A 26,561-nucleotide genomic window follows, 5' to 3' on the forward strand; every position below is an offset into this window, starting at 1 on the left:
AATGAAAAAATCAATTTTATTATTGACAGCAGTAGCGAGTTTAGCACTTGCATCATGCCAGAATTTCAAAAAAGGAGAAGGTGGTCTAGAATACAAATTCCTTAAAGATAATGGCGGAGAGAAAGCTGTTGGTGGAGATGTTATTGCGATGGACATCGTTGTTAAAACTGACCGTGATTCACTTTTAGCAAGTACATATGATTTAGGATTACCTCAAATCGCTCCTATTATGCCTGACTCATTAATGCAACAAGCAGGTGCATACCCAGGTGACAACAACACAATTTTGAAAATGTTAGGAGAAGGAGATAGCGCTGTATTTAAATTAAACTTAGATACAATGGCTGCTAGAACTGGTCAACCTAAGCCTGAGTTTGCTGATAAATACATCGAGTACACAATTAAGGTTAAGAAACTTTTCAAAAGAGGAAACTTAACAGATTCAGCTTTATTTGAGCAAGTAAACCAATACTACTTAGCGCAAATGGAAGGTTTGAAAAAAGCTGAAGAAGGTAAAATCGCTTCATACATCGAGAAAAACAAATTGCAACCTAAGAAAACTGCTTCTGGTTTACAATACGTAATCAAAGAAGAAGGTAAAGGTGCTAACCCAGTTATCGGTGATACAGTAGTAATCAACTACACTGGAGCATTAACAAACGGTAAAATCTTCGACACGAACGACGTAGAATTAGCTAAGAAAAACAACAAATTCAACGCTATGCGTCCTTACGAGCCATTACGTGTTCGCGTTGGTCATACACCGGTTATCCCAGGATGGACTGAAGGTCTTCAGTTATTGAAAAAAGGTAGCAAAGCTACTTTGATCATCCCTTCTGCTTTAGGATATGGCGAACGCCAGCAACAAAGCGAAATCCCTGCATACGCACCATTAGTGTTTGATGTAGAGATCGTTGATATCATTGCTGGACCGAAAGGTGAGCCTGCGGCTCCAACAATGCCACAAATGCAAATCCCTGGTCAAGCGCCAGCACAAGCACCTGTGAATTAAATAAGATAAAATATTAATATATTTTCAACAAAAAGCGGTTTTTATTTAAAAAACCGCTTTTTTTTATGCGTATAAGGTAGTTTAGCTGACAATATCTTAACTTAGGCCCCATGGATGGAAATAATGAAGCAAAACAGCTTATTTTAACCGACACACATACTCACATTTACTATCATCAAGGAACTGAAGTTTTAGCGCAGCAGATGCAACGTTGCCTCGCCAACGGCGTTAGTCGTTTGTTCCTGCCGAATGTGGAGGTGGAGTCTATTCCTCAAGTTATCAATACGACGATGGAATATCCAGAAAACTGTTTTGCTATGCTGGGATTGCATCCCTGCAGCGTGAAAGAGAATTACCTTGATGAGCTTGCGACGATTCGTGAGGCGATCAAGGAACACAAAATATATGCGATTGGCGAAATCGGTATTGACCTTTATTGGGATAAATCAACGTTTGCTATTCAGCAAGACGCTTTCGGGCAGCAGATTGAATGGGCTAAGGAATTAGGCTTACCAATCAGCATACATTGTCGAGAAGCATTCGACGAGGTCTTCGAAGTATTGGATAGCCATAAAGACGAGCGTCTGTTTGGCGTATTCCACTGCTTTACAGGAGACTTACAACAAGCAAACCGCGCAATTGAACTTGGCTTCAAATTAGGGATAGGTGGCGTCGTGACGTTTAAGAAGGCAGGCTTGGACCAGGTCTTGAAGAATGTTGCGCTAGAACACATTATCCTAGAAACAGATGCGCCCTATTTAGCTCCTGTTCCTTACCGCGGTAAAGAAAACGAGAGCAGCTATCTACTGCATGTTGCAGAAAAAGTCGCCGATATTTACGAGCGTCCATTGGCAGAGATTGCTGAAATCACAACACAGAATTCAAAAGATTTATTTAGTATATAATAATCCATGCATAATATCTTTATCATCTACACTGGGGGAACAATTGGTATGGTGAAAGACCCTGAATCGGGCACCTTTATTCCCTTCAATTTTGAGCTTATCGAGAAAAATCTTCCTGATTTAAGTCGCCTTAATTATAAGTTGACGGTGCATTCGTTCGAGCCTATTATCGACTCTTCCAATATGCGTCCTAGCATTTGGTTAGAAATGGCGGAGCTGATTAGAGATAATTATGAATTATATGATGGCTTTGTTATTCTGCACGGTTCGGACACGATGGCCTATTCGGCTTCGATGTTGAGCTTCTTGTTAGAAGGCCTGCAAAAACCGGTCGTTCTATCCGGATCGCAGCTACCGATTGGTGAAATCAGAACTGATGCTCGAGAGAACTTGATGACCGCTTTGGAAATCGCATCGGCAAAGAAGAACGGCCGCTCGATCATCCAAGAGGTTTGTATTCTGTTTGATAATAAGCTATTCCGTGGGAATCGATCTTTTAAATACAATTCGGATAAATTTGAGGCCTTTAGATCGCCAAACTATCCCGTACTAGCAGAAGCTGGAATCCACATTCGTTATAACGAAGAGGTGTTGCAGGATAATACCGGAAAAGAATTTATTAGCCACCATAAAATAGATGATCGCGTAGGCGTATTAAAGTTATTCCCGGGTATCAATAAGACGACAATCGAGGCTGTATTAAACTCGGATGTACGTAGCATTGTGATGGAAACCTTTGGGTCCGGCAATACCATGACCGATGAGTGGTTCTTGAATCTATTGAAAAATGCTGTCGATAGCGGCAAGAATATCCTTGATATTTCTCAATGTAAGGTAGGGTCTGTAGAATTAGGCCGTTATGAGACTTCTCAAGGCCTTCAAAGCATTGGCATACTCAATGGCTATGACATGACTTTTGAAACCGCTGTAACCAAGTTAATGTATTTACAGGGCGAATTGGAAAGTCAGGAAGAAGTTGCCTACTGGGTGCAGCAAAGTATTCGTGGTGAGCTAACTAAAAATGATTAGTTAGCACATCAGCGACTACAAAGGTACTTCCACCTATAAATATCAATTCCTTTTCTTTTGATGCTTCTTTGGCAGCTAAGAATGCTGTTGAGATACTAGCGTAGCTTTTGCCTTGCAAACCGAAGGTTGCTGCGAGCTCTTTTAGCTGATCTGCAGGCATGGCACGTGGCATATCCGGAGCGGCAAAGTAGTATATCGCATCTTTTGGTAGCTGCGGCAAGATATGGGATAAATCTTTATCCCGCATAGCACCGAATTCAAAGTGAAGTTTCGTGTAGGATAGGGTTGCTAGGTTGGCAAGCACTTCGCGGATGCCATCCTCATTGTGTCCGGTATCACAGATAATCCAAGGCTTAGTACTTAAAGTTTGCCATCTTCCACGAAGACCCGTAGACTCTTGTACATGACTTAATCCATAAGCAACCTGCTCTTCGAGCAAGTTGAAACTCATCGCGCGAAGCTGATCGATTGCACACAATACACCTAAGATATTCTTTTGCTGATATCCTCCGGCTAGGTCAAGATGCCAAGCGCTCGTACTGTTATCTTCTTTATTGTTAATGCTTATATGTAGGCCATCTGCTTTTCTTTCCAGACCGGTGACTTGGTAGCAATCATTAGCGAAATAAAGCGGAGCATTATTTTCCTCAGCCTTCTCGACAAATACATGCTGTATGGACTCTTGACGTTCGGAGATAACCACTGGCGTGTTAGGCTTAATAATACCAGCCTTCTCCCCTGCTATCTCTTCCAAGGTATCTCCCAAAATATTCATATGATCCATACCGATATTGGTGATCATACAAAACTCTGGATTGATAATATTGGTACTGTCTAGGCGGCCACCCAAACCTACCTCAATAATCGCTATATCAACTTTTTCATTCGCAAAGAAATCAAATGCCATCGCGACTGTTACCTCAAAGAATGAAGGTTTGATCTCTTCGATCAAATCTTTATGGTCATTGATAAAGTCTATCACCCTTTGCTCGGGTATCATTTGCCCATCGATACGGATTCGTTCTCTGAAATCAACGAGATGTGGGGAGGTGTATAGCCCCGTCTTATAACCTGAGGCAGCAAATACCGAAGCCATCATATGCGAAGTAGAACCCTTCCCATTTGTGCCGGCGATATGAATAGACTTAAATTGTTGATGAGGATTCCCTAGCGCCTCGCAGAATAGCAAGGTCTTATCTACATCGGGATTGATGGCAGAAGCGCCATCACGAGTAAACATAGGTAATCGAGCATATAGATACTCGATTACCTCTGCAAATGTTTTCATATAAATAATGAATTATTATCTAACTCTGAATCTGAAGGTAAGTAATCCAGTTTGAGAATTTGGAGCGTTTGGCAGCTCATTCAAACGCGCATTCTGTACGGCGTTTATACACTTCTGGATTAATCGATAATCGGCAATGGTAGTGCCCTTCGCTTGGCGCGCTCTAAGGATATTGCCTTTATTGTCTACAGTAAATTCAATCTTGACCACGCCCGTCTGCTGGCCGTTATCTTCAATCTTTGGAGGGACAGTAAATCTTCTGTTCTCTAAAGAGAGCATCATATTACCAAATCCGGATCCGCCTTCACCGTAATTGCTCGCCAATGGATCACCTAGATTAGAACCTTGGTTACCCGGCGTTGATCCTGTACCATCTCCTGTACCCTGAGCGTTATTCTTCTTGCCTTTGTACAAAGCATTTGGATTAACGGCAGGTGTTGCATTCTTCTTCTCCGCAGTAGTTTGCTCAGCCACAGCCTTTACAGGCTTCTCCGCTTTGTTTACAACAGGAGCATCTTCTACATCCTGCGTAGCAACAGCTTTGTCTGCTGTTTGTTGAGAAGGTGTCGGAATTGGAGTTGAGGTAGGATCTATTTTATCTGGACGGACATTGTTGGCATTTTCATCCATCGAAGGTTCATCTACACTCATGTAGTCATCGCCCATTCCCTCCGGAGAAGTACCATAGTTTACAATAATCCCTCCCATCCCATATTCAGGAAGGTCTTGTGTAAATACAATGAAGAATCCGATAGCGAGAAGCCCCGCCATAACCAAAGACGATATCCCTAAAGCCTTCGGTAGATTATTTTCTTCTTGATACTGATTGTAATACATATCCTTAATGCTGTCCTTTTTGACCCTTTTAAACTAGAAACGTTTAAATAGGTCGGGTTATTTTAGTCTTTCTTAGGTTCTGTCGCTAAAACCATCTTCACTTTAAGTCTGTTCGCGATATCCATAACAGAGATAACGTTCTGAATAGGCACAGTGCTATCCGCGTAAAGCATGATCGTTAATTCCTCGCCGGTTGCCATACTTGATTGTATCATCTGTTCCAAGGATTCTAACGGTACTGCTTGTTTATCAACGTGATATAATAAATCGCTCGTGATGGAGATGGTCATTGTTTTCTTCGCTACAGATTGCTCACCTGCACTTGACTTGGGTAAAAGCAATTTTACCACCTGCGGGTTAGATACTGCTGAAGCCAACAAGAAGAACAACATCAGGAAGAACATGATGTCATTCAGCGCTGCTGTATGTACTTCTGCAGAAGGTTTATTTCTTCTATTGCGTAAATTCATTTTTTGTCTTTCAAGGGTTTTCCAAAAGGATTACATACTTGGCTCATCCAATAAATCGATAAACTCGATAGCATCAGTCTCGATGCGAAGGATTAAGCGCTCCACCATCATGTTTAGGATATGGTATCCAATATAAGCTAAGATACCAATTGTTAAACCTGATGCCGATGCAATCATTTTTACATAAAGACCTCCAGATACCGAACCAATATCAATACCGCCCGCAATTTCCACATCACGGAAGATCTGGATTACCCCGAAGATCGTTCCTACGAAACCAAGCATCGGCGCGATACCTGCGATAATACCTAAGATATTGATGTTCTTTTCTAAGCGAGATACTTCAAGTTTACCTTGGTTCTCGATAGCACCTTCGATATCCTTGATCGGACGACCAACACGAGTCAAACCTTTTTGCAACATGCGAGCTAATGCCGAGTTCGATGAGCGACATACTGCCATTGCTGCATCCAATTTACCTGAAAGCACATTGCTTTTCACTTGCGCTAATAAGCCACCTTCCGACTTTCCAGCCTTTCTAATGGTGATAAAGCGTTCGAAGAAGATTACTAATCCTAAGAAGAATAGTAATATGATAGGAATCATGATCCATCCACCTTTCATCAAAAGCTGAATTAGGTTTAAATCCTCCTGAGTAGCTAAGGCTACGGTTTGTTGTTGAACTTGATTTAAGGTATCAACGGTAATAGGGTTCTGTACTAATGACATAATTAAATAGTATGTATGCTGTTTTGATTGATTTTACTTATTTATAGGTCCCGACCATGCGTCAGAAACATATCTTTTCTGCACATAACGGAGTGCAGAGTCTGCTTGTTCTTTTGTTTCGTAAGAATCCCAAATAACCTTTTTAAGGTTCTTAGCCAACTTACTTGGAATTACCCGAACAGAAGTAATCCCTGCTTTATTAAAAGATTCCGCTTGCTCATACGCTTGCGCCAAGGTTCGATGTGAACCAATTACGACTTGATAGTTATGATTTGCCGGAATCAATGGTTTATTATCTGTAGGAACAGTACGCTGTGTTGTATCAACAACAGTCGTATCTGCAACTTGATTCAATGTGTCCAAACTCTGGGTTACTGCAGTATCAATATCCGTTACAGGAGCATTCGCTATTGTATCAGTAGATGGCACCTCTGCTGTTGTTTGTCCCGCACGATTGAGATAGAACAAGCTTCCAATAATTGCTAATGCGACTATTGCGGCAACCATATACCAAGCAGTCTTATTCGAGGATTTCACTTCCGGCTCAACAAGAGTTTCTTGTTCCTCGGCTTGTATTGGCTCTTCAACAATGGGAGCTTCCACCTCCGGTACTGCTGCTTCTACAGACTCTTCTTCGACTAATTCCTCTTCGAGATTCGGTTCATCGACCACTATTTCCGCAGCGATAGGAACTTCAGCAACCTCCTCTTGTGCACCTTCTACCGGTTGCAAATGGAATCCTGAAAGATCTTCCGCCTTGAAGACTAAAGAATTCCCATGCTTGATGAATTGACCTAAATGATTCAATACACCTACGCCGTGATCCTTTATTTCTTCCAGCAGCTGAATAACCTGTTCTTCTACCTTTTGCTCTGCATCAGTACGTGATAGTTGAAGCGATTGCTGAACATAGTCTGCGAAATCAACACCCTCATTAGACTTTCCATCAAACTCCAAGTACGTAACGGGTGGAAGATACATTGCTCTCCTCTCGTCATAGACCGAAGAGGTATGAATACGCTTAAAGGTACCTAAGCCCTTCACATAGACTTCGTTCCTGCGTTTTAAAAGTTGATGAATGTATTTTCCTAAATCCATTATTGCATTAAAGCTGCAAAGTTAAAGTTTGTCTGCTTAAAACGAAAAATTAATACCGCCTAATATATTAAATCCTAGCTTTGGATAGTATAAGTAGCGAGAGTATTCTGTATTGAACATGTTATTTGCTTTCACAAAAATACCCAATTGTTTAGTCGCTTTATATTCTGCACCGGCACTTAAATCAAAGAACGATGGAATCGAAGTCTTCGAGTAAGTCGCTGATGGCGAAGTCACGTTCGTAGTCTGATCTGTTGTATATGTGTACTCACGAGCAGTAGCATTTCCATGAAAGAGCGCCTCAGCATCGATGTATAATTTCTCCGAAATATTAAATCGAGCATTCGCAGCTAATCGCATTTTTGGCAAATGCCATGCTTCTTCCTGCGACACTGTCGTGTAGTTATCGATATTTAAGCGACCTCCTAAGTTAACCAATTCTGATAAACGAACGTTGATCTCTCCTTCGATTCCTACATGTTTCAATGCCTTATCGCCATCGCCATCATATACTAAATCAAATTGGAAAGGACGATCCACATTGTTAACAAACATCGGTAATCCTTCGATCTGTCTGTAGAATGCTTTTACCTTATAACCAAATGTAGCTCCTGCATTTCCTTTGATACCACCATAGATATTCATACGTTCTACCGTATTCATGATGTTTGGCGTCAATCCTAAATATGGATTTGTTTTTGTGAAGCTACGGAATGATCCTTTCTCCACACCACCTTTCACACCTCCGAAGATATAAAAATAGCCCGGTACAAGCGAGAAGTCAATCTCCGCAACAGGGAAAATATTAAATCTTGAGCTATCACCAAATTCTGATACGATATTTGCGCCTAAGGTAATATTGTAGTTATCTCCTTTGAATTTGATATAAGGGTTCGCATTGACAAGCGAGTTATTCAAATTACCATCAGGTGTATTCACACCGCCGATGCTATTGAAATCTAAGGCCACATTGGCACCGATGTTGAAAGTACGAAGGCGCTTATTTAAGTAACCTGAAAGGGCAATCGAGTTTTCTTTGCCATCAAACTTATCTTTATAAGTATAAGCATCCGCTTTCACAGAGTAGCTTAATGCATCCTCATTAGCAGGGTCAAAGTTGCTTGTCAACTCTCCTGAGAAGTAGATATCATTAAAACGTTGTGCTTCGCGTGTTGGATTTAGATTGTTATTATCAACATCCATTGGGATTCCGTAGAAACGAGTTCCAAAGCCGTTGTATCCAATCAATCCATTCACAGTAAACATAGGGAATATGCGGCGACCGAAAACACCAACCTCTTGTCGAGAGAACTTCTGATCGTCTAAATTACCTTTCTGGTTCAGGTGTTTTACAAAACCTCCAAAACGGATATCCTCATAATCTTCCACCGCGAAATAAGCCTCGCCAAGGATAGTACCTAGATTACCCACGCCCAACTTCACATAATTACTGCTATGATCTACAATCCTAGAAAAAGGAGTTTCCATTATTTTCAACTCACTTAACCCTGTATTGATATCTAACTTCTTATCCGGAACATTGCCATAATTCAGCTTCGGCATATATTCACGTTTGTTTGCCATATCAGGGCTACGACGAATCTTCACCGCATCAGCAAGAATAGGACGATAGTCACGAACAATATCAAATGAATCCAAGGTTACTGGGCGATTCGTGGTATCACGCTGCGCATACGCTTGTGATCCCATGGCCAATAACAGGGCTAGTAGTCCAGACTGTTTTACTATAGTATTCAACTTCATCTTTTCCTATTCTTATTTAATTGTTGCTAATAGTTTCTTTGCTTCATCCAACACACCGTCCGTTGTGTTTTCGTAGTTATCAATGATACTTTCCAAGGTCGACTTCGCTTGGAATTTATCGTCCTTGCCAATATAAGCTTGGGCCATCAAGATAAATCCTTTAGCAACCCAGTAATCGTATGATGAGAAAGAATCTGAAATATCCATTGCCGACTTGATCGCACCGTCGTAGTTCTTGTTCTTCACTTGTTGTTCAGCAACAAGATAACGTGCTTCCGCGCCAGTTTCTGTCTTCGATTTTAAAGCAGCAAGATTAAGCTCCTTCATACCCTCCGAGCCTTTGCTCGTAGATAGATAAGCTTTCGCTGCATACAAATGTGCTTTGGCGATATCCTCTTCTGAAGCTTTCTCATACTTCTTAATAATATTCGCATAAGTCAAGGTCTCTGTATAATCGCCGATATTGAAATAACTAACCAGCAAGTTGTTCACTGCCCAGCCATAATTCTCTTTATATTCTGACGTCAGCTCTAACTTCTTCAATACTTGAACAGCTTCATTGTAAGCTTTATTGCGTAGGTGCAACTTCGCAACAGACACCAACGTGCGCTCCGTATAAGCCGAGGTCCAGTCGTTCATAATGATGTTGAAGTCATGCATTGCTTCCTTATCTTTCCCTAAAGCAGCATTGGACTCCGCGCGTAAGAAACGAGCATGTTTCTCTTGAATAGGCTTAGGAAACTTATCGAAATAAGCATTTACCGCCTCAACAGTCGCTTGGTGGTTTCCTCGGTCAAATAATGTACGTGCTACGGAGAATGCATGCGCATCCTGCTCCGCAGTACTTAAGTCACCAATATTTGTGCTAGTCGCATAGCGGATATATCCCGATGCATCGCCTTTATCCAAATAAATATTCTCGATAGAAGCCAATGCTTGTTTCGCCTCATCGGTTGTTGGATATTGATTAACAACGCGCTGGAATGTCGCTAGCGCGGCATCATTATCATCTTTATTGTACTGTACCAAACCGATTGTCGTCAGGGCTCTAGGCACATATGAGCTTCTAGGATATTGCTCCACCATCTTCTGAAGACCGGTGATTGCAAGGTCATGTTGACCCATTAAGAAATATGTATATGGCACTTCGAACGCCACATCATCCGCATAATTTGATTTCGGGTATTTCGACATCACCGAATTCAAGGTCTCGATCTTCCCTTGGTTGTTTCCTTGAAGGCCTAACAAGATACCTTTTTGGAATAAAGCGTAGTCCTGACTCTGTGCTTCAGACGCAATCAAACGGTCATAGTAATTCGCTGCCTTGCTGTAGTTTTTGATCGCCAAGTAGGAGTCAGCCGCACGTGCCATCGCATCATTTCTTGTATTCAAATCGATGCCATCTTTACCACCACCTGATAAGAAACGTTCGAAATAATTTGCCGCTGTGCTGTAGTTATCCGCACGGAAAGCTGCATATGCTAAAGCATAGTTTGCATAGTTGTAAACATCAGTCTTACGAGCCGCCGGCAATTGTAAGAACTTATTGAAGTTTGCAACAGCCTCTTTATACTTACGAACTTCATACATTGCTTCTGCTTTCCAATAGGTTGCTAAAGCAAAAATCTCCTCGTCGTGGCGGTTCGCCTCCGAACGCATGAACATGGAAATTGCATTCTCAAATGCGCGTTCGTTATAATATTCTAAACCGCGGTAGTATGTCACCTTTTGGTATGCTGCATTCGCTTCCTTACTTCTTCTGTCAAGGTCTTCTAAGACATCAACCGCCGCACGGTAGTTTTTCGTGCTTAACAACACCTCCGCTAAAAGTGTCTTCGCCTCTTCATTGCGTTTAGATCTTGGATATGTTTTGATATATTCCTGAACCGCATCTAATGCCACTTGGTGGAATTCCAAATCATACGAAAGCTTCGCATAGTTGAATAAACCTTCTTCTTTTAATTGCGGATCGAAATCCAATTTCGACGCACGGAAGAATGCATTTCTAGCGCTTTGCTTATTGCCCGTTTTCAAGAACGAATCACCAAGCGTAATCATCGCACTTTGGAAGTACGCATCCGGCTCTTCCAATTTCTCTAACTCTTGAATGGCCTTTTCGTAGTTACCTAACTTATAATTGATATAACCAATTTGGTAGCTATCTTGATTATTCTGCGTTTTACCTTGATCCTGCGCTTGGAACCTATCATAGTATTCTTTCGACTTTGCTAAATCACCTTTGATAAAGTAGGTCGCCGCAACAATACGGAACATCTCTGTTTCACTCTCTTGCTTCGTACTTTGCAACTTAGGAAGCGCATAAGCCAAAACATCATCATAGCGCTTATCTAAGAAATACAACGCTGTGATATAATAGGGGTAAGAATTTTCGTATGTTTTTGAACCTTCTAAACGTTCAAATTCATTTAATGCTGTCTTGTATTCCTGATCTAAGTAGCTTAAGTAAGCATAGTAATAAATCGAGGCTTCCTGATATTGCCCTGATTTATCTTTCAACTCAGTGAAAACCGGCTTGGAAGCCTCATAATCACCAGTCATAAATTTAGCGTAGGCAAGCTTAAAACGGTACTCCGTATTTTCTGCTCCAGCTAAGTTCTTGCTATCAATTTTTTCAAACCATTCAATCGCTTTAGCATAATCTTGCTTCGCGTAGTATGATTTACCGATTTGGAAATAGGCCGCTTTTGAGTTTGCCGAAGCCGGATAGTCGCGAATGTATTTTAAGAACCTGTTTTCAGCATCCGATTCACCAAGCTCTAAAGCGCAAACCGCTTGAAAGAAACGAACGTTCTCTTTCAACAAGCTTAACTCTTCGGTTTCATCCAATTGCAAGGTAGACTTCGTTCTGATTTCCTCTACTTTATCAAACTGCTTTGCCGCTGAACTGTATTTCCCGCGCTCATAAAGCTCTAAGCCCTCTTTATAAGCCTTATTCACCTCTTGCCAAGCCGAATGCTGCGCGAATACAGGTGTACTCAATAAGGTCAAAGCCACACCTACCTGGTAAATTTTTTTATACATACGATCGATTACTCCTTTTTTATATGCTTTCCAATTATAAAAACATGTGTCAAAAACCTTCGCTTTGTGATACAATATCTTCAACCTACGAAATTAAAAGATAACTTCAATGTTTTCCTCAAAAGTTGTTAACACCTGTTAATAACCACGCTATTTTAACAATGTTTAACATTATGAATATCTCAAAAATATAACAATAGAATGTTAGGCATTTATGAACCTTTTATGATATATTTTCCAACGGAAAAGGGCCGCCTAAACAGACAGCCCTTCCCTATATTTTGAACTAATGCACTTCGATTAGCTTCCTCTTTGTCCAGCTAACAAATAGAGCACCGCCATACGCACGGCTACTCCATTTTCAACCTGATCCAGGATAATGGAATGACTACTGTCGGCTACATCCGAAGTAATCTCCACCCCTCTATTAATAGGCCCCGGGTGCATGATGACAATCTCTTTATCTAGTGAGTCTAAAATCTCTTTATTCAAACCGTACAACATCGAGTATTCACGAAGAGAAGGAAAATAAGCGATATCCTGACGTTCCAACTGTATGCGAAGCATATTTGCCACATCACACCAGTTTAAAGCTTTCATCAGATCATGCTCAACTTTCACGCCCAATGAGCGGATATATTTAGGAATCAATGTCGTTGGTCCACAAACCATCACCTCCGCACCTTGCTTTTGCAAACATAGAATATTGGACAGGGCTACACGAGAGTGAAGTATATCGCCAATAATTGCAACTTTCTTTCCAGCCACATCGCCTAGGCGTTCGCGAATCGAGAAAGAATCTAATAAAGCCTGTGTCGGGTGCTCATGGGCGCCGTCGCCAGCATTTACAATCTGCGCATCCACGTGTCTGCTCAAGAAAACGCCAGCCCCTGCATACGGATGGCGCATCACGATCATATCCACCTTCATCGCCAGGATATTGTTAACCGTATCGATTAAGGTTTCACCCTTACTTACCGATGATGATGATGCCGCGAAATTGATGATATCTGCAGAAAGTCGCTTTTCTGCTAATTCGAATGATAATCGCGTACGCGTCGAGTTTTCAAAGAATACATTCGCGATGGTAATATCTCTCAAAGAAGGCACCTTTTTAATCGGGCGGTTCAATACATCTTTGAAATTTGCAGCCGTATCCAAGATCAATTGGATGTCGTTGCTATTTAAATCCTTGATACCTAACAGATGGCGGGTACTAAGTTGTTCGGATGTTGACATTTGTTAAATGTTAAACAATAAAAAATCACTATTTCTTCTCGGTGATCAGCACAATGCTATCGCTGTCATCTACTTCTTTCCAGCTTACGATCACTTTCTGCGAATCGATTGAATCGACCTGAATACCGATGTAATCCGGTTGGATAGGAATTTGTCTGGAGAATCGACGATCCACCAAAACCATCAATTCAATGCGCTTTGCTCTACCGAATGCTTGGATAGCATCCATTGCAGATCGGATGGTACGTCCAGTCCAAAGCACATCATCCACAAAGATGACATCCTTGTCGTCTACAATAAAATCAATATGCGTACTGTTCGCTAATAATGGCGATTGACCTTTCATACGGAAATCATCACGATAAAAAGTTATATCCAAAATACCGAGCGGTACTTCGACTCCAGTCATCTCCTTAATCTCCTGTATCAAGCGCTCCGCCAGATAAGTCCCGCGGGGTTGAATACCAATGATTACGGCATTACTGAAATCCCCATGATTTTCAATTAATTGTTGAGACAATCGCTTGAGCGTAATCTGAAACTTGGGTCCATCTAATAATATCGATTGTTTCATTTATGGATTTATTTAGGCAAACTTAAGGGATTTTTTCCAAAAATCGTAATCATCAGGCCCCAACTTAGCACATAAAAACTTTCATGGCTCCATTGAAACAGCAACTTGGATGAAAGTTCTTGATTGCGTTTGAAAACAAACAATTCATAAAAAAAAGCAGCTTAAAATCTAAGCTGCTTTTTATCAAATATTTAATTCCCTTCGAATAGAGGTCGGTAAACTTCGAAAATCTTGTTTACCTCATCCAGCAATTCTTTCTGGTTTGCTTCTGTTAACACACGTTGATAGTTTTGGATTGAAGCCAAGCCGAAACGCATATTCCTATATTCTAGGTTAGGCTTCTTTTCTGCAATCGCTGTATAGTACGCCATATTCTCGCGCAAATACTGCAGATTACGTTTTGTAATCTCATTGGCTTTATCCTTCTCTCCTACCTTATACATCGCGTCGATTAAGCTCGCATAGCTAAATACCTCAGCCATCTGATAAACACGCTTAGGCATATTTTCGTAAGCATTGTTCACTAATTTCTTCGCCTCCGTTGTCTTGCCCATCGCTAATAAGTTCTGTGCTGTTTCGCCAAATAATGAACCCACGTACATAGAAATATAGCGATACGAATCTGGATCTAAGTATTTGGAGTTAGCAATATTGCCCCATTGGAACTTATTCACAATATTATTGTAAGTACCTTCCACATCCGAGATAGGCTCATTGTTGCTTGCTGAGTCAGCAGCCAAGGCAACCGGCATCAAACGCAAAGCAAAACCTTCAGAAACCATATACTTATTCAAGCCGATCATATTCTCATCTGGCGTAGTCGTCGTGAAATAGATCGGGCGTTTCCAATTATTATTCGCTAAGATCGAAAGCAATGATAATTCCGCACGGCTAACAATGTTCATACTGTAATTCCATTTCATGGTATCAACGATAGCGTCTTCCCACTCTTTAGGAACAACCTTATTCGCAATAACCGCAGCTTTATCTACCGTATACTGCATTTTCTTCGTTGGCAATACGTTTGCATATTCACCACTTTGCAATTGCACCATGTTCTGTTGGTTGTCCGACAACATGATATCTAACAAAGTCTTGATTTCGATATTTTCAGGAACGTTGAAGTCGTTATAATAGATGACATCGCGTACCCCATCTTTAATTTTCTCTGGATCGATATTGATTGGCAATGCATCAGCCTCATTCACCTTATGCATCATTTGCTTCATGTACCAATCTGCGCTCAATAAACTCAAGTTTACTACTCGCACGTCTGGACGGAAGTTTTCGACCTCCTGTACATACCATAGCGGGTAAGTATCATTATCTCCATAGCTGAACAGGATGGCATTCGGTGCACAAGACTCCAAATAGTTCTTCGCCATATCACGAGCCAAGAATTTCTCGGAACGATCATGATCGTCCCAGTTCTGACTTGCCAGCAATACTGGTCCCGCTAAGAACGAAACTGCAGTAGCACCGATCGCCGCATTCTTCGCATTGATCTTGCCGCTCAGTTTCTCTGCAATCCATATCACCCCCAGACCGATCCAAATACTAAAGGCATAGAAGGAACCTACATATGCATAATCACGCTCGCGCGGCTGCATAGGCGTCTGATTCAAATATAATACGATCGCCAAACCCGTAAAGAAGAACAATAAAGCGACAACCGCAGCATCGCGATTCTGCTTCTTAAACTGCCATAAAGCTCCTAAAACTCCCAATATCAAAGGCAAGAAGAAATAGGTATTGCGACCTGCATTCTCTTTCTCGCTGGTAGGCAATACATCCTGACCACCTAATCGAATATTATCTAAAGGTTTGATTCCCGAAATCCAGTTGCCTTCGGTAAATGATCCATGCCCCTGCTGATCGTTTTGGCGACCTACAAAGTTCCACATGAAATAACGGCTATACATATGCCCGATCTGATAAGTAAAGAAGAAGTTCAGGTTATTCCCCATCGAAGGCTTATCCCCCGCTCCCATGCTTAACCAATCACGATAAAATCCTTCATGCTTATCCGAATAAACACGAGGAAATAATGTCGTATGATCAAACGTATAATCGTATTTCTTTTTAGCAACTACATATTTATTACCATCCTTACGGTAAACATTGCCTGTTTCAAAAATGTCCGTAGGTTTCGCATCGAAGTAACGACCGCTCAATAAAGGTTCATCCCCATATTGCTCACGGTTCAAATAGCTTAAGAATGTAAAAGCATTGTCCGGGTCAGAGTTGTTCAAAGTTGGGTTTGCCTTCGCACGGATCAAGATCATCGAGAATGAACTATAACCGAAAATTATGAAAGAAACACTCAACAAGGCTATATTTAGGATTGGCTTCACATGTTTAATCGAATACCACAATCCGAATAACAGTCCGCCAACAACTAATAAAGCAAAGAAAGTAACACCTGTTCCGAAGCCTAACCCTAATGTATTCACAAAGAATAAATCAGTATAAGCAGCAAACTTGATCAAGTATTGGATGATACCCCATAATACCAAACCTAAAATCACAACCCCGATAGCCAATGCTTTGAAAACACCGCCCGAAGTCACGGTTTGCGCTCTACGGAAATAAACAACTAAAGCAATAGCCGGAATAACCAATAAGTTCAATAAGTGGACTCCAATGGATAATCCCATTACATAGGCGATCAACAATAACCATTTATCGGAACCGGGTTCGTCTGCACGAACCTCCCATTTCAATATTGCCCAGAATACCACCGCCGTACATAAAGACGACATCGCGTAAACCTCTGATTCTACTGCCGAAAACCAAAATGTGTCGGTAAATGTGTAAGCTAAAGCACCTACAACACCAGCACCCATAATGTTGATTAAGGCCGTTTGAGAAACCTCTGCCGTGCGGGAAAACTTCACATAAGCCTTGCGAGCTAATGCAGTAATCGTCCAGAACAAGAACAAAATCGTCATACCGCTACATACCGCAGAACCTATATTCATCCAATAAGCTATCTGTGTTCTATCGCCCATCGCTAGGTTCGAGAACACGTTCTGGATCATTAAGAATAATGGAGCTCCCGGTTGGTGAACAATTTGCATCTTGTAAGCAGATGCAATAAACTCACCCGTATCCCACCAACTCGTGGTCTTCTCTGCCGTTAAAACATAAACCAAGGTTGCTATTATACCACAGGCCCATCCCAACAGATTATTCAGTTTCGTATAATTCATACTAAATGATAAGGTTTTCAAAAATCTGCTTCGAAAATAAGGATTCCTGAGTACATTCAAACAAATAGTTTCGCTTTTTACAAGCAGATTTTCACGATTCCATTAACAGAACGCCTAGAGCAAGATTCTTCAAAAAAAATATTACACTGAAAATCAGTATATTTAATAATAAACGTCATTTTTTATTTGCAGAATCGAAAAGTCGACGTATATTTGCATCGTCAAAAGGGAACAAAACCAGATGACAAACTGAAAGATTGCCCAATAGTATAATGGTAGTACGACGGTTTTTGGTGCCGTTTGTCTTGGTTCGAATCCAGGTTGGGCAACTCTCCAAAATAGAAGGACTGAAGAAATTCAGTCCTTTTTTTATACCCTTTTTTCAATACGAAATTGATTAATCCATGATTTCTTTTTCATTCCAGCAATCATTTCAGAATCGACAACTATTGGTAATCTTTTTGATTTGTTTACTTGCGAGTGTACAGGTTAAAGCACAGACCCATCTTCAAGACCTAATGAAAGTTGATATCATCAATTTTTTGAGTAATCGAGAAAACATACAAAAAATATCTGTTGAGGATTTTAAGAAAGGTATATTTACAATTGAAACGGATACAATCCCCTATCGATTCTTAGAACCTAAAGAAACATTCCGAAAGAAGAGATATCCATTGGTGATCGCCTTCCATAATTCCTCGAGGATTGGCAATGACAATGAAAAACAATTGGAGCACTTAACAAAAACGTGGTTAAAAACTGACATAAGAGCTACATATCCTTGCTATGTTCTCGCTCCTCAATTCAATGAACGATCTTCAAATTATTCAAAATCGGAAGAAGGCTTTTTGGAATCTCGTCCGAGCCAGCAGGCCAAACTGGTGTTGAGTTTAATAAAAGAATTGCAAAAACGTTATCCAAACATAGATGACACCAAAATCTATCTAATTGGATATTCTATGGGAGCATCTACTGCACAAAATCTAATGGCCATGGCTCCGAAAGAATTTAGAGCCCTAGTTTCCATTGCTGCACTTCCTGATTTGAGTAATTTAAAGGCTTTTAAAAGAAAACCCATCTTACTAATTCATGGACAAATGGATTTAGAAAATCCTTACGAAGGAAGTGTAGCGCAATTTGAAAGATTAAAAGGTAATAAAAGATTAATCTTGAAAACCTATGATTACCTCAATCATGCTACCATAACCATTCCTTTTTTATCGGGGGATGAAATTCCTAAATGGTTATTTAAGCATTAAAGATCAGTGTTCTAATCGTACCTGCATTAACAACACATCTCCCAACTCCCCCATTTTTTGAAATTTAAAAATTTCATAATATTTCATTAACCATTTGAAAATCCGGGTAGAATATTTTCGCAGCATAAAACATCTACGTCTTATAAAAAAATCATGCTAAGAAAACTCTCAGGTATAGTAGCCGTGCTGCTAATCAATCTACTCCTGTGCAACTCAAACCTTTTCGCACAAAGTACAGATGCAACTATTACTGGTAAAGTAATGGACGTCAATGGTCCGGTAAAAGGAACCTCCATTACCATTCACAATGAATCCACCGGTTTTAAGCAAACAACCTTAACCAATCAAAATGGTGTTTTTACCTTTCTGCAATTGCCCTTAGGTTCGCCCTATAGCGTTTCGGCTAACCATATTGGCTACACCGGACAGAAAAAAAGCGGCTACAAATTGAGCTATGGAGACGAATTGGTTATCGATTTCGAACTCGCCGATCAATCGAATGAGATCGATGAAATCGTCATTAACGGCGGCGATTTAAAAGACAAAATAAAGACGCTCGGCGCATCTACGGCAATCACGGCAAATGAATTGAAGAAAATGCCTGTCAATGGCCGCAATTTCAGTTCTTTAATCGACCTTTCCCCTGTCAGCAATGGGAACAATCTTGCCGGACAACGTGCTTCATCGACGAATTTTACCGTCGATGGGATGAACTCCCGTAGTACGGTTGCCGGTGGTAATGCTTCTGGTGCCTACGCCATATCCATGGAAGCTATTCAAGAATTTAAAGTGGTTACCAACGATTACGATGTTACCTATGGCCGAAGCGGTGGCGGAAGTGTAACGACGGTTACAAAAGCCGGTACAAACACCTTCAAGGGATCCGTATTCACCTTCGGAAGAACCGATTGGTTATCGAGCCAATATAATTTAAATGGAACCCCACGTTCACAGGAATTCTCCACCTATCAAACTGGTTTTTCATTGGGTGGTCCAATCGTAAAGGATAAAGCACATTTCTTTGTCGCATTAGACCGTCAAAGAGATGCTCGTCCATTACAAATTGCCAATATCGTAAGTCATGAGGATGTTGCCCGTTACAAGGTAACACAAGCAACATTGGATGAGTTTGCGCAGATCGCTGAACAAAAATATGGTGCTAATCCCGACAGATTATTCGGCGAATTCAACAAAAAGAAGAATACCGACGCTGCATTCGCACGTATCGACTGGCAGATAAACGATAAAAACCTATTGACCATCCGTAACAATTTTATTTACGATATGGATGATCAACAAGAGGGCGACAACTCCAACATCAATGCTTACGAGTCTTATACGAACCGTAAATACATCACCAACAGTTTGATGGCTTCCTTACGTACATCCATCAATCCCAAAATTACGAACGACTTCAAGCTGCAATACTTTTTAGAACGATCTGAAGCATTGCACAATGTTGAAGGATTCGGACAGGACCAAAGTATTCCACGTGCAATCGTTGAAGAAGTGGAATCTATCGATGGAAACGACAAATATTATCGCTCTATTCAGATCGGTGGACAGCGTTTCGCTCCGGAATGGTTCCATGGCGATATGTTTCAACTCGTTAACAACGTTTATTACAACACGGAGAAAATAAAATATACGTTCGGTATTGATGCGATGTACACCGACATGAACTTCCGCTATGGTAGTGAAATGAATGGCCGTTACTACTTTACGGGCATGAAAAACTTCGCCGACTTAAAACCGTATCGTTATGCTCGCGACGTCTATATGACCGACCAAGAGAACACCAAAGTAAACAACCTAGCCATTGGTATCTATGGACAGTTAGAAACCAAGGTTGCCAGAGGCTTAGACATGGTTTTAGGCGTACGCTTGGACAATACACAGTACCTGCGTAAAGCTAATTTCAACCAAGTGGTATATGATGAATTAGGTATCTCTACCGACAATGGGATCAATACGTTCCAGTTCCAACCACGTGTACAGTTTACCTGGGATGTTAATGAGGAGCGAAAAGACATCATCCGTTTTGGCGCTGGTATTTTCGGATCGGCACTTAACCCCTATTCGATGCTGAACAATGTGCTATTCGACGGGACAAAAATTGCCGGTGTAGATATTACCGACCCTGCGCTCATCCCTACTCCCAATTTCCCTGGATACCGAAACGACCCTAATAGCGCACCTGGCCGCGACTTGTTGAACCAACCGGGGGTCGAAAAACTAATCACGATCAACACGAACCATAAAGATGTTAAAGTGCCGACAGTTTACAAGGCAAACTTTTCAATCAACCATTTCTTCTCGCCTTCACTACGCATCGGATTGAGTGCTTATGCTACTTGGGCAAGAAACAACTACATGTATGTGGACCGCAACATGGTGGATGAGCCTTACTTCCGCTTGGCTGCAGAGGGCAATCGTGGCGTATATATCCCAGCAGACAAAATCAATGCAAACAATGGCGCTGCCAATTGGGTTCACAGTCGTAAAACTGACCAAATTGGACGCGTATTGGAAATGAACAGCGAAGGAAAGAACAATACCTACACTGTCGTGGTTGACGGAACATACCGTTATTGGAAAGATGGTCAAGTGAGCATGTCATATACTTGGAACGACGCCAAGGACAACACTTCTTATAATGGAAATGTGGCGAACTCAGCGACCTTATCCCTTATGGTGCAGGATGACCCTCGCGAGCTAAGTCGAATGACCTATTCAGATAATCAATTTCGTCATAAAGTTGTGTTTTACGGAACATTGCCATCTATCTGGGGCATCTCGATGGGATTGCGCTATAGCGGCATCGCCGGAACACGCTATTCATTATCCGTAAAAGGAAATGTGAATGGAGACTTTGTAGCTTCCAATGACCTAGCCTTTGTATATAATCCGGATGACAATAATGTCCCTCAGAATCTACGCGAAGGTATCCAGAAAATTCTCGACAATCCAAAGGCGGAACAAAGCATCAAAGATTATATCCGTAACAATGCCGGAAGAATTGCCGAGCGCAATGGCGGAGTAAATGGCTTCTATGGGGTATTCGACTTGCACCTTGCCAAGGAATTCAAATTCTACAAAACACATGGCATCGAAGCATCTGTGGATATCTTCAATGTGGCTAACCTTTTCAACAAAGATTGGGGCGTTGGCAATAATCTTGGCAAACAAGAGCTATATAGCATCAAGAGCTTTGATGCTCAGAAACTACAATACTTATATAATATGACTTCTAACGTTGGGGTATCTACCTTAAACGGAAATCCATTCCAAGTACAACTGGGATTGCGATATTCTTTCTAGAAAGTGTATCATAAATAAAAGACCTTCAGGGATGTATAAATTCTTGAAGGTCTTTTTGATTTTAACTCAGTATACGAATGCTAAAAATATCAGCTTAGTATACTGAAGAAACTGGCCCAAAGATTCACAATCTTCAGGCGCCAGTTTCATTAAACTATTTAGGGTTCGTTTAACTCAATAAATTAACGATCGAAACAATCTCCCGATGTTTTTCGACTTGCCGTTTGTCTAACTTTAACTTCCGATAAGGCTTCGCTACAAATTCCTTCTTGGTTGCATGAACTACGTGTTGGTACTCATCGATTAGAGCCATTAGGTCGCCAAGTTTTTCACGATAGGCTAAATACATCTTATCCAACACTTTCCGTCTGGCTTGTAAGCCATCGATATCCATATCGTCATGCTCCTCGCGATACAGTTGTTCGAGCGTATACAACATATGCATAAACTCCGCATGTTTAATACTATTGATTCCGCGCATATCTTCAATTTATCAAAGGCAAGTCTATTTATAGAGAACGTTGCTAACCGACGTTGCTCGAAGAAACCAGCCCCCGTCCGGACTTGGCTCATACATGGGATTATTAAAATCTTCAGTTGCTAATTGCTCGTCCGCTTTAATAATGGCTACACCACCTTCATTAAAATAAGGTAGGGAAAGATAAACCCTTTTCCCATCTATCAACAATTCTTCCTTGTTACTTTTCAAAACCTTAGCAATAATTGCCATATAGTCGGTACCAGTAGGCGTTCTTGGCATAAGTTTAGGCAACGATTTCTTATCGCCTGTTACGTTGAAGAGGGTGTCTACGGCTTTGTTTAATTGTGGCGGGAAGTACTCGTCAACGAACATAGTGAAAGGCGTGTTATATTCGAAGAAGACCAAATAAATAGGCGAGCCATCAGGCGACAGCTGCGTATTCTGATTGACAAGCTTTATATATTGCAACCCCTCCGGTGGCACATCAAAATGCGAGGGGTTCGCTTTCGTAATGACAAAAATGGAATCAATCGGGTCAAGAATATTTGAATACAAGAAATTGTCAGCTTTATTCTCGAATTTAAAATTGAGTCTCTTGCCATCCGAAAAGATCGCAACGGCATCTGTAGTACTATCGGCGGCATTGTATGGAACGATAGTCGACGTACCGAAAGCATTATATATCTTTCCGCCTACTTCTATTTTTTGAGGATAAATCATCGTTTCGGAATTAAATATAATATTTGATAGCGGAACAAAATCCTCGTCTAATTTACCCTTACTACATCCATATAGTATAATGGCAATCGACAGAATGTACAGCCCTTTAATAAGCCATGTGTTTATGATTTTCATCTTATGTAATTAAAATTTATAGCTCAGAGAAATACTATAACGACGTCCTTCTTTACTTCTATAAAGGATTACGTCGCCATCAGCCTTATTATATTTTAAGTCGCCAACACTTTCGTATTAAGGATATGGCGGAGTACTCGATTTCTTACTTTCCTCGTACTCGCCCCAACTCACATATTTCTCATTTCTATAAACGCGAGACCACTGATTAAGTAGATTCGAAGCATTTAGTTTGACTTCCATTCTTTTTTTCAAAAAACGTGCATACAACTGTAGGTCTAATTGAATCGGTGCCAATTCGAACTGCACAGCATTTTGGCGGGCAGCGGTGATGGCCGTCCGATATCCTCGATGATTATAGGATGCCGTCGCCCCAAAGCTTTCGCCCCAATAGGCGAGTCCAAAATTAACCAACCAAGGTGATTGCCCCCTTAAAGGACGATCATGTCCGGGTAATCGCTCTTTTTTACGAACAACATTTCTCAGGCTGTCCATCTTGGTGTCGTAGGGACTTAATACATTTACAGAAGATTTCAACAAGGTCCCATTTCCGAAAACAAACAAATTCGAAAGCCATTCTTTTCGGCCAATAAAGCTCATATTCTTGCGGACTTCCATTTCTAAGCCCAGATTCTTTGCCGACTCCATATTGTTGTAGACATACCTGCTGGATCCGTCGACCGCGTGCATCAATTCTATTGGCAAGTCCAAATATTTATAATAGCCGGTTATCGAAACCAATTCAGAAGCGCTCGGATACCATTCGATACGTGCATCCACATTGTCTATTACCGTCGAGAATACCTGCTCGCCAGAAACCGAAGCATCCAACTCGTTGGAGTAAAAACCGAAGAAACTCGTTTCGCGCATATCCGGACGGATCACCGTTTTGCTATAAGAGGCTCTAAAATTTATCGCATCCGTTAGAAAGACTGTTGCATTCATGGATGGAAGCCATCGCACATTTTTTTCAAATACCTTTTTATTATGCTGATACAATGGATTATCCCAGTTAATCGGATTGGAAGTCCTCTTCACATATTCTTCCTGGTTATTCGATAGGTTATAAAACTCTCTTCGTATACCGTAGACCAATCTGAGGTAGTTACCGAACTTCTGATCCAACATGAGGTATGTGGAGTGGGAAGTCATCCTTCCATCATAGACCGGTCCGCCCAAAATATCCGGATAGTAAAAAACTTGTCCAAATCCGTCGCCTATATATTTATCGGTAAATAGTTCAGCATATCGAACCATCGGGGTGGGATTCGCCATCGCATTATTTTCCTTGTCATAGGAGTGCATCATCGGAAGTATCGATTGTACATTCATATCTTTGGTCTTGATCCATCCCTGATACCCGCCCTTCAGCGTATTTTTTATAGCGCTGCCAAAATCAAAACTCTTAGTTAAACTGACTGCCCAATTTTGATCTAAGCCATTCGATTTGGTCCATAAGCGCGAGTCGCTTTTGATGCTTCTATTTCCAGCCTCCGAGCGTTTCAAGATATCTGGCCCCTGAAACAACAATTTACCGTCCACCTCAGTTACCGCACCATATTTGAGCTTCCGCTCATCCAAAATCTGCGTTTCTGTTTTATTGATAGTGTACATCCCTTCGGCTTTCAGATCCCAAGGCAACTGATATTCAGCCGTAAACTGATGTTGTAGCAACGACAAAGCTTCGGGCAATTGGTATTGCGTCATCCACGGCCTCATATCATTATCAGCCCAACCAATGGCCATACCCTGGGTGAAATTATCCGCATAAGTACGTGCGTACATATTTTTCAACGCTAGTTTAAAGCCATTGCCCTGCAAGCCCAAATTTGCTAAAAACCCGCTGCTACTGTTAAATTTAAACGTACTGCCTGCACCATTGGCCCCTAATTGCGTGCTATCAATCCAGGACTGATAATATAATGATCCACGCACATTGTTAAACTCGGTTATATTTTGGTCATTCCGGAAGTTTGCGCTTGCCACAAAGCCGAAACGCATATTGTCTTTTAGGTCATAAACGCGACCGATCGCCAATCGGATATTTTGGTTCGGCATTCCTTTATATTTATAGCGCTGCAAACTGGCAGAATTAAAACGCTTGGTCTGCTCCAGGGCATCCAGATCCCTGTAGGTCAAGTCTCGACGTGCGAAACTTAGCTCGGCGTCGATAACTCGAGGATCTGTTTTTTCGCCCAAAGGGATCAATTGATATTTCCATGCATCCTCCACCCAATACCAAGGCAATACATTATCGGGAATTTCCGCTTCCTTGCTATAGAATCCGACGTATTCCTTGGCACTGCGCTCGCCTAGGCGATAAAAATCCTTGCCCATCGTTTGGTTATTTCCACCAGAACCTATTGTAATCGTATTGAAATTCGCCTCCGGAATATCTAACGTATTGACAGAAACCTGACCGCCGGAGAACTCTGCAGAGACATCCGGAGTGGCGGTTTTATTGACGACCACCGAGCTAACCACCTCTGTAGGGATGATATCGAAGGCAAAATCGCGTTGAAATTGCGACGTGCTGGGTAAATTGACGCCATCTAATTGCGCTTGATTGTATCGATCCGACATCCCGCGCACAATGACCGAGCGGTTGTCTACGGTCGTCAAGCCTGTCACCCGCTTCAACACCTGCCCCATATCATTGTCCGGCGTGCGGGCAATTTCCTCCGCCGAAATCCCATCCGTCACACTTGCCGCATTTTTTCGCGCAGCAAGTAATCCCGAAACTGTTGCTTTCTTAAAATTCGTGGTCACGGTCACCGCTTCGATCTTCGAGCTGGCCTCTTTCATCCCGATATCCATCCGGGGCAACTCGCCAGCGCGGATGACAACCCCAGTGATGCGTTGGGTTTGGTAAGAAACATAGCTCACCTGCAACTGGTAAGTCCCCACCGGTAGATTCATCGCAAAACTACCGTCGATCCCCGATTCTGTCTGCGCATTGGTTTCCAACACGCGAATAGTCGCCTTCGCCAATGGGTTCCCGCGGCTATCGATAATTTTTCCACCTAAGCGCCCCGAGTTTTGTTTGCTGCTTTTGGCGGCAGAAAAAAGATCCCCCGGAAGCTTCGTGATAATAACAATATTGCTATGTACACTATATGTAAAAGGAAGTTCAGCAAAGCAAGCGGATAATGCTTGCTCTAAACTGGCATTTTGGATATTCACGTTCATTTTGGCGATGCCCCGAAAAATCTTTGCATCATAGAAAAAATCATAGCCCGCCTGACGCCTCATTTCATTTAAGACTTCCGGCACCGTACTCCCCGATTTGTGAATAGTTAGTTTTTGGGCATAGGATTTCGCCGAAACCTGAACTAAACAACAACATAATAATAGCATGCTGATTTTCATAACACGCATGACTTGATAAAAATTCATACTTTTGTTCTAGAATAAGAGTTTAAAAAATTTGCACAATCAAGATTTTG

General features: G+C 41.5%; 18 protein-coding genes and 1 tRNA gene. 6 read left to right on the forward strand and 13 right to left on the reverse strand.

The window, feature by feature from the left end; translation table 11 throughout:
* Nucleotide 1 precedes the first annotated feature (1 nt).
* The 3 genes from B2400_RS10465 (at nucleotide 2) to B2400_RS10475 (ending at nucleotide 2,946) form a co-directional block, all read left to right on the forward strand.
* Nucleotides 2-1,012, forward strand: a complete 1,011-nt coding sequence (locus B2400_RS10465; RefSeq protein WP_260042441.1) for an FKBP-type peptidyl-prolyl cis-trans isomerase — start codon at nucleotides 2-4, stop codon at nucleotides 1,010-1,012.
* 110 nt (nucleotides 1,013-1,122) lie between these two features.
* On the forward strand, nucleotides 1,123-1,917 hold the full coding sequence (locus tag B2400_RS10470; RefSeq protein ID WP_293933192.1) for a TatD family hydrolase: 795 nt from the start codon (nucleotides 1,123-1,125) through the stop codon (nucleotides 1,915-1,917).
* Between the two features lie 6 nt (nucleotides 1,918-1,923).
* A complete protein-coding gene (locus tag B2400_RS10475) occupies nucleotides 1,924-2,946 on the forward strand; it encodes an asparaginase (protein ID WP_149526956.1) in 1,023 nt (340 codons plus the stop codon).
* Here B2400_RS10475 and B2400_RS10480 read toward each other — a convergent pair.
* From B2400_RS10480 to B2400_RS10525, 10 genes are all read right to left on the reverse strand, one after another.
* Nucleotides 2,933-4,234 (reverse strand): bifunctional folylpolyglutamate synthase/dihydrofolate synthase, encoded by a 1,302-nt coding sequence (locus B2400_RS10480; RefSeq protein WP_293933193.1) that lies wholly within the window; start codon nucleotides 4,232-4,234, stop codon nucleotides 2,933-2,935. The genes B2400_RS10475 and B2400_RS10480 overlap by 14 nt on opposite strands.
* Nucleotides 4,235-4,249: 15 nt before the next feature.
* On the reverse strand, nucleotides 4,250-5,071 hold the full coding sequence (locus B2400_RS10485; protein WP_149526958.1) for an energy transducer TonB: 822 nt from the start codon (nucleotides 5,069-5,071) through the stop codon (nucleotides 4,250-4,252).
* A gap of 62 nt (nucleotides 5,072-5,133) precedes the next feature.
* Nucleotides 5,134-5,541, reverse strand: coding sequence for an ExbD/TolR family protein (locus B2400_RS10490; protein ID WP_149526959.1), 408 nt, complete (start codon nucleotides 5,539-5,541; stop codon nucleotides 5,134-5,136).
* A 30-nt stretch (nucleotides 5,542-5,571) separates the two neighbouring features.
* Complete coding sequence (locus B2400_RS10495; RefSeq protein WP_293933195.1) at nucleotides 5,572-6,270, reverse strand: MotA/TolQ/ExbB proton channel family protein; 699 nt, start codon at nucleotides 6,268-6,270, stop codon at nucleotides 5,572-5,574.
* 33 nt (nucleotides 6,271-6,303) lie between these two features.
* Nucleotides 6,304-7,368, reverse strand: a complete 1,065-nt coding sequence (locus B2400_RS10500; RefSeq protein ID WP_293933197.1) for a hypothetical protein — start codon at nucleotides 7,366-7,368, stop codon at nucleotides 6,304-6,306.
* A gap of 36 nt (nucleotides 7,369-7,404) precedes the next feature.
* Entirely contained in the window at nucleotides 7,405-9,132 is a 1,728-nt protein-coding gene (locus B2400_RS10505) for a TonB-dependent receptor (RefSeq protein ID WP_293933198.1), read from the reverse strand.
* A 12-nt stretch (nucleotides 9,133-9,144) separates the two neighbouring features.
* Nucleotides 9,145-12,174: a tetratricopeptide repeat protein gene (locus B2400_RS10510; RefSeq protein WP_293933200.1), complete on the reverse strand. Its 3,030-nt coding sequence runs from the start codon at nucleotides 12,172-12,174 to the stop codon at nucleotides 9,145-9,147.
* A gap of 300 nt (nucleotides 12,175-12,474) precedes the next feature.
* Nucleotides 12,475-13,413: an aspartate carbamoyltransferase catalytic subunit gene (locus B2400_RS10515; RefSeq protein ID WP_286652249.1), complete on the reverse strand. Its 939-nt coding sequence runs from the start codon at nucleotides 13,411-13,413 to the stop codon at nucleotides 12,475-12,477.
* Between the two features lie 28 nt (nucleotides 13,414-13,441).
* Nucleotides 13,442-13,987, reverse strand: a complete 546-nt coding sequence (gene pyrR, locus B2400_RS10520; protein ID WP_149526964.1) for a bifunctional pyr operon transcriptional regulator/uracil phosphoribosyltransferase PyrR — start codon at nucleotides 13,985-13,987, stop codon at nucleotides 13,442-13,444.
* A 191-nt stretch (nucleotides 13,988-14,178) separates the two neighbouring features.
* Entirely contained in the window at nucleotides 14,179-17,199 is a 3,021-nt protein-coding gene (locus B2400_RS10525) for a DUF2723 domain-containing protein (protein WP_293933203.1), read from the reverse strand.
* Nucleotides 17,200-17,457: 258 nt separating this feature from the next.
* Here B2400_RS10525 and B2400_RS10530 point away from each other — a divergent pair.
* The 3 genes from B2400_RS10530 (at nucleotide 17,458) to B2400_RS10540 (ending at nucleotide 21,779) form a co-directional block, all read left to right on the forward strand.
* Nucleotides 17,458-17,528: transfer RNA gene (locus tag B2400_RS10530), tRNA-Gln, on the forward strand.
* A gap of 189 nt (nucleotides 17,529-17,717) precedes the next feature.
* On the forward strand, nucleotides 17,718-18,458 hold the full coding sequence (locus B2400_RS10535) for a phospholipase (protein WP_293933205.1): 741 nt from the start codon (nucleotides 17,718-17,720) through the stop codon (nucleotides 18,456-18,458).
* Between the two features lie 153 nt (nucleotides 18,459-18,611).
* Nucleotides 18,612-21,779: a TonB-dependent receptor gene (locus B2400_RS10540; RefSeq protein ID WP_293933206.1), complete on the forward strand. Its 3,168-nt coding sequence runs from the start codon at nucleotides 18,612-18,614 to the stop codon at nucleotides 21,777-21,779.
* A 169-nt stretch (nucleotides 21,780-21,948) separates the two neighbouring features.
* Here B2400_RS10540 and B2400_RS10545 read toward each other — a convergent pair whose 3' ends face one another.
* The 3 genes from B2400_RS10545 to B2400_RS10555 all read right to left on the reverse strand — a co-directional run bounded on the left by B2400_RS10545 (nucleotide 21,949) and on the right by B2400_RS10555 (nucleotide 26,511).
* On the reverse strand, nucleotides 21,949-22,260 hold the full coding sequence (locus tag B2400_RS10545) for a hypothetical protein (RefSeq protein ID WP_293933207.1): 312 nt from the start codon (nucleotides 22,258-22,260) through the stop codon (nucleotides 21,949-21,951).
* A gap of 24 nt (nucleotides 22,261-22,284) precedes the next feature.
* A complete protein-coding gene (locus B2400_RS10550) occupies nucleotides 22,285-23,115 on the reverse strand; it encodes a hypothetical protein (RefSeq protein WP_293933208.1) in 831 nt (276 codons plus the stop codon).
* A gap of 117 nt (nucleotides 23,116-23,232) precedes the next feature.
* Nucleotides 23,233-26,511, reverse strand: a complete 3,279-nt coding sequence (locus B2400_RS10555; RefSeq protein ID WP_293933209.1) for a TonB-dependent receptor — start codon at nucleotides 26,509-26,511, stop codon at nucleotides 23,233-23,235.
* Between the last annotated feature and the right edge of the window lie 50 nt (nucleotides 26,512-26,561).

Source organism: Sphingobacterium sp. UBA6645 (genome assembly GCF_002455685.1).
Taxonomy (GTDB): domain Bacteria; phylum Bacteroidota; class Bacteroidia; order Sphingobacteriales; family Sphingobacteriaceae; genus Sphingobacterium; species Sphingobacterium hotanense.

Bases quoted from the DNA above. Each gene is read 5' to 3' on its own strand.
- B2400_RS10465 (WP_260042441.1), top strand. From the start codon at position 2: ATGAAAAAATCAATTTTATTATTGACAGCAGTAGCGAGTTTAGCACTT.
- B2400_RS10470 (WP_293933192.1), top strand. From the start codon at position 1,123: ATGGATGGAAATAATGAAGCAAAACAGCTTATTTTAACCGACACACAT.
- B2400_RS10475 (WP_149526956.1), top strand. From the start codon at position 1,924: ATGCATAATATCTTTATCATCTACACTGGGGGAACAATTGGTATGGTG.
- B2400_RS10480 (WP_293933193.1), bottom strand. From the start codon at position 4,234: ATGAAAACATTTGCAGAGGTAATCGAGTATCTATATGCTCGATTACCT.
- B2400_RS10485 (WP_149526958.1), bottom strand. From the start codon at position 5,071: ATGTATTACAATCAGTATCAAGAAGAAAATAATCTACCGAAGGCTTTA.
- B2400_RS10490 (WP_149526959.1), bottom strand. From the start codon at position 5,541: ATGAATTTACGCAATAGAAGAAATAAACCTTCTGCAGAAGTACATACA.
- B2400_RS10495 (WP_293933195.1), bottom strand. From the start codon at position 6,270: ATGTCATTAGTACAGAACCCTATTACCGTTGATACCTTAAATCAAGTT.
- B2400_RS10500 (WP_293933197.1), bottom strand. From the start codon at position 7,368: ATGGATTTAGGAAAATACATTCATCAACTTTTAAAACGCAGGAACGAA.
- B2400_RS10505 (WP_293933198.1), bottom strand. From the start codon at position 9,132: ATGAAGTTGAATACTATAGTAAAACAGTCTGGACTACTAGCCCTGTTA.
- B2400_RS10510 (WP_293933200.1), bottom strand. From the start codon at position 12,174: ATGTATAAAAAAATTTACCAGGTAGGTGTGGCTTTGACCTTATTGAGT.
- B2400_RS10515 (WP_286652249.1), bottom strand. From the start codon at position 13,413: ATGTCAACATCCGAACAACTTAGTACCCGCCATCTGTTAGGTATCAAG.
- pyrR (WP_149526964.1), bottom strand. From the start codon at position 13,987: ATGAAACAATCGATATTATTAGATGGACCCAAGTTTCAGATTACGCTC.
- B2400_RS10525 (WP_293933203.1), bottom strand. From the start codon at position 17,199: ATGAATTATACGAAACTGAATAATCTGTTGGGATGGGCCTGTGGTATA.
- B2400_RS10535 (WP_293933205.1), top strand. From the start codon at position 17,718: ATGAAAGTTGATATCATCAATTTTTTGAGTAATCGAGAAAACATACAA.
- B2400_RS10540 (WP_293933206.1), top strand. From the start codon at position 18,612: ATGCTAAGAAAACTCTCAGGTATAGTAGCCGTGCTGCTAATCAATCTA.
- B2400_RS10545 (WP_293933207.1), bottom strand. From the start codon at position 22,260: ATGCGCGGAATCAATAGTATTAAACATGCGGAGTTTATGCATATGTTG.
- B2400_RS10550 (WP_293933208.1), bottom strand. From the start codon at position 23,115: ATGAAAATCATAAACACATGGCTTATTAAAGGGCTGTACATTCTGTCG.
- B2400_RS10555 (WP_293933209.1), bottom strand. From the start codon at position 26,511: ATGAATTTTTATCAAGTCATGCGTGTTATGAAAATCAGCATGCTATTA.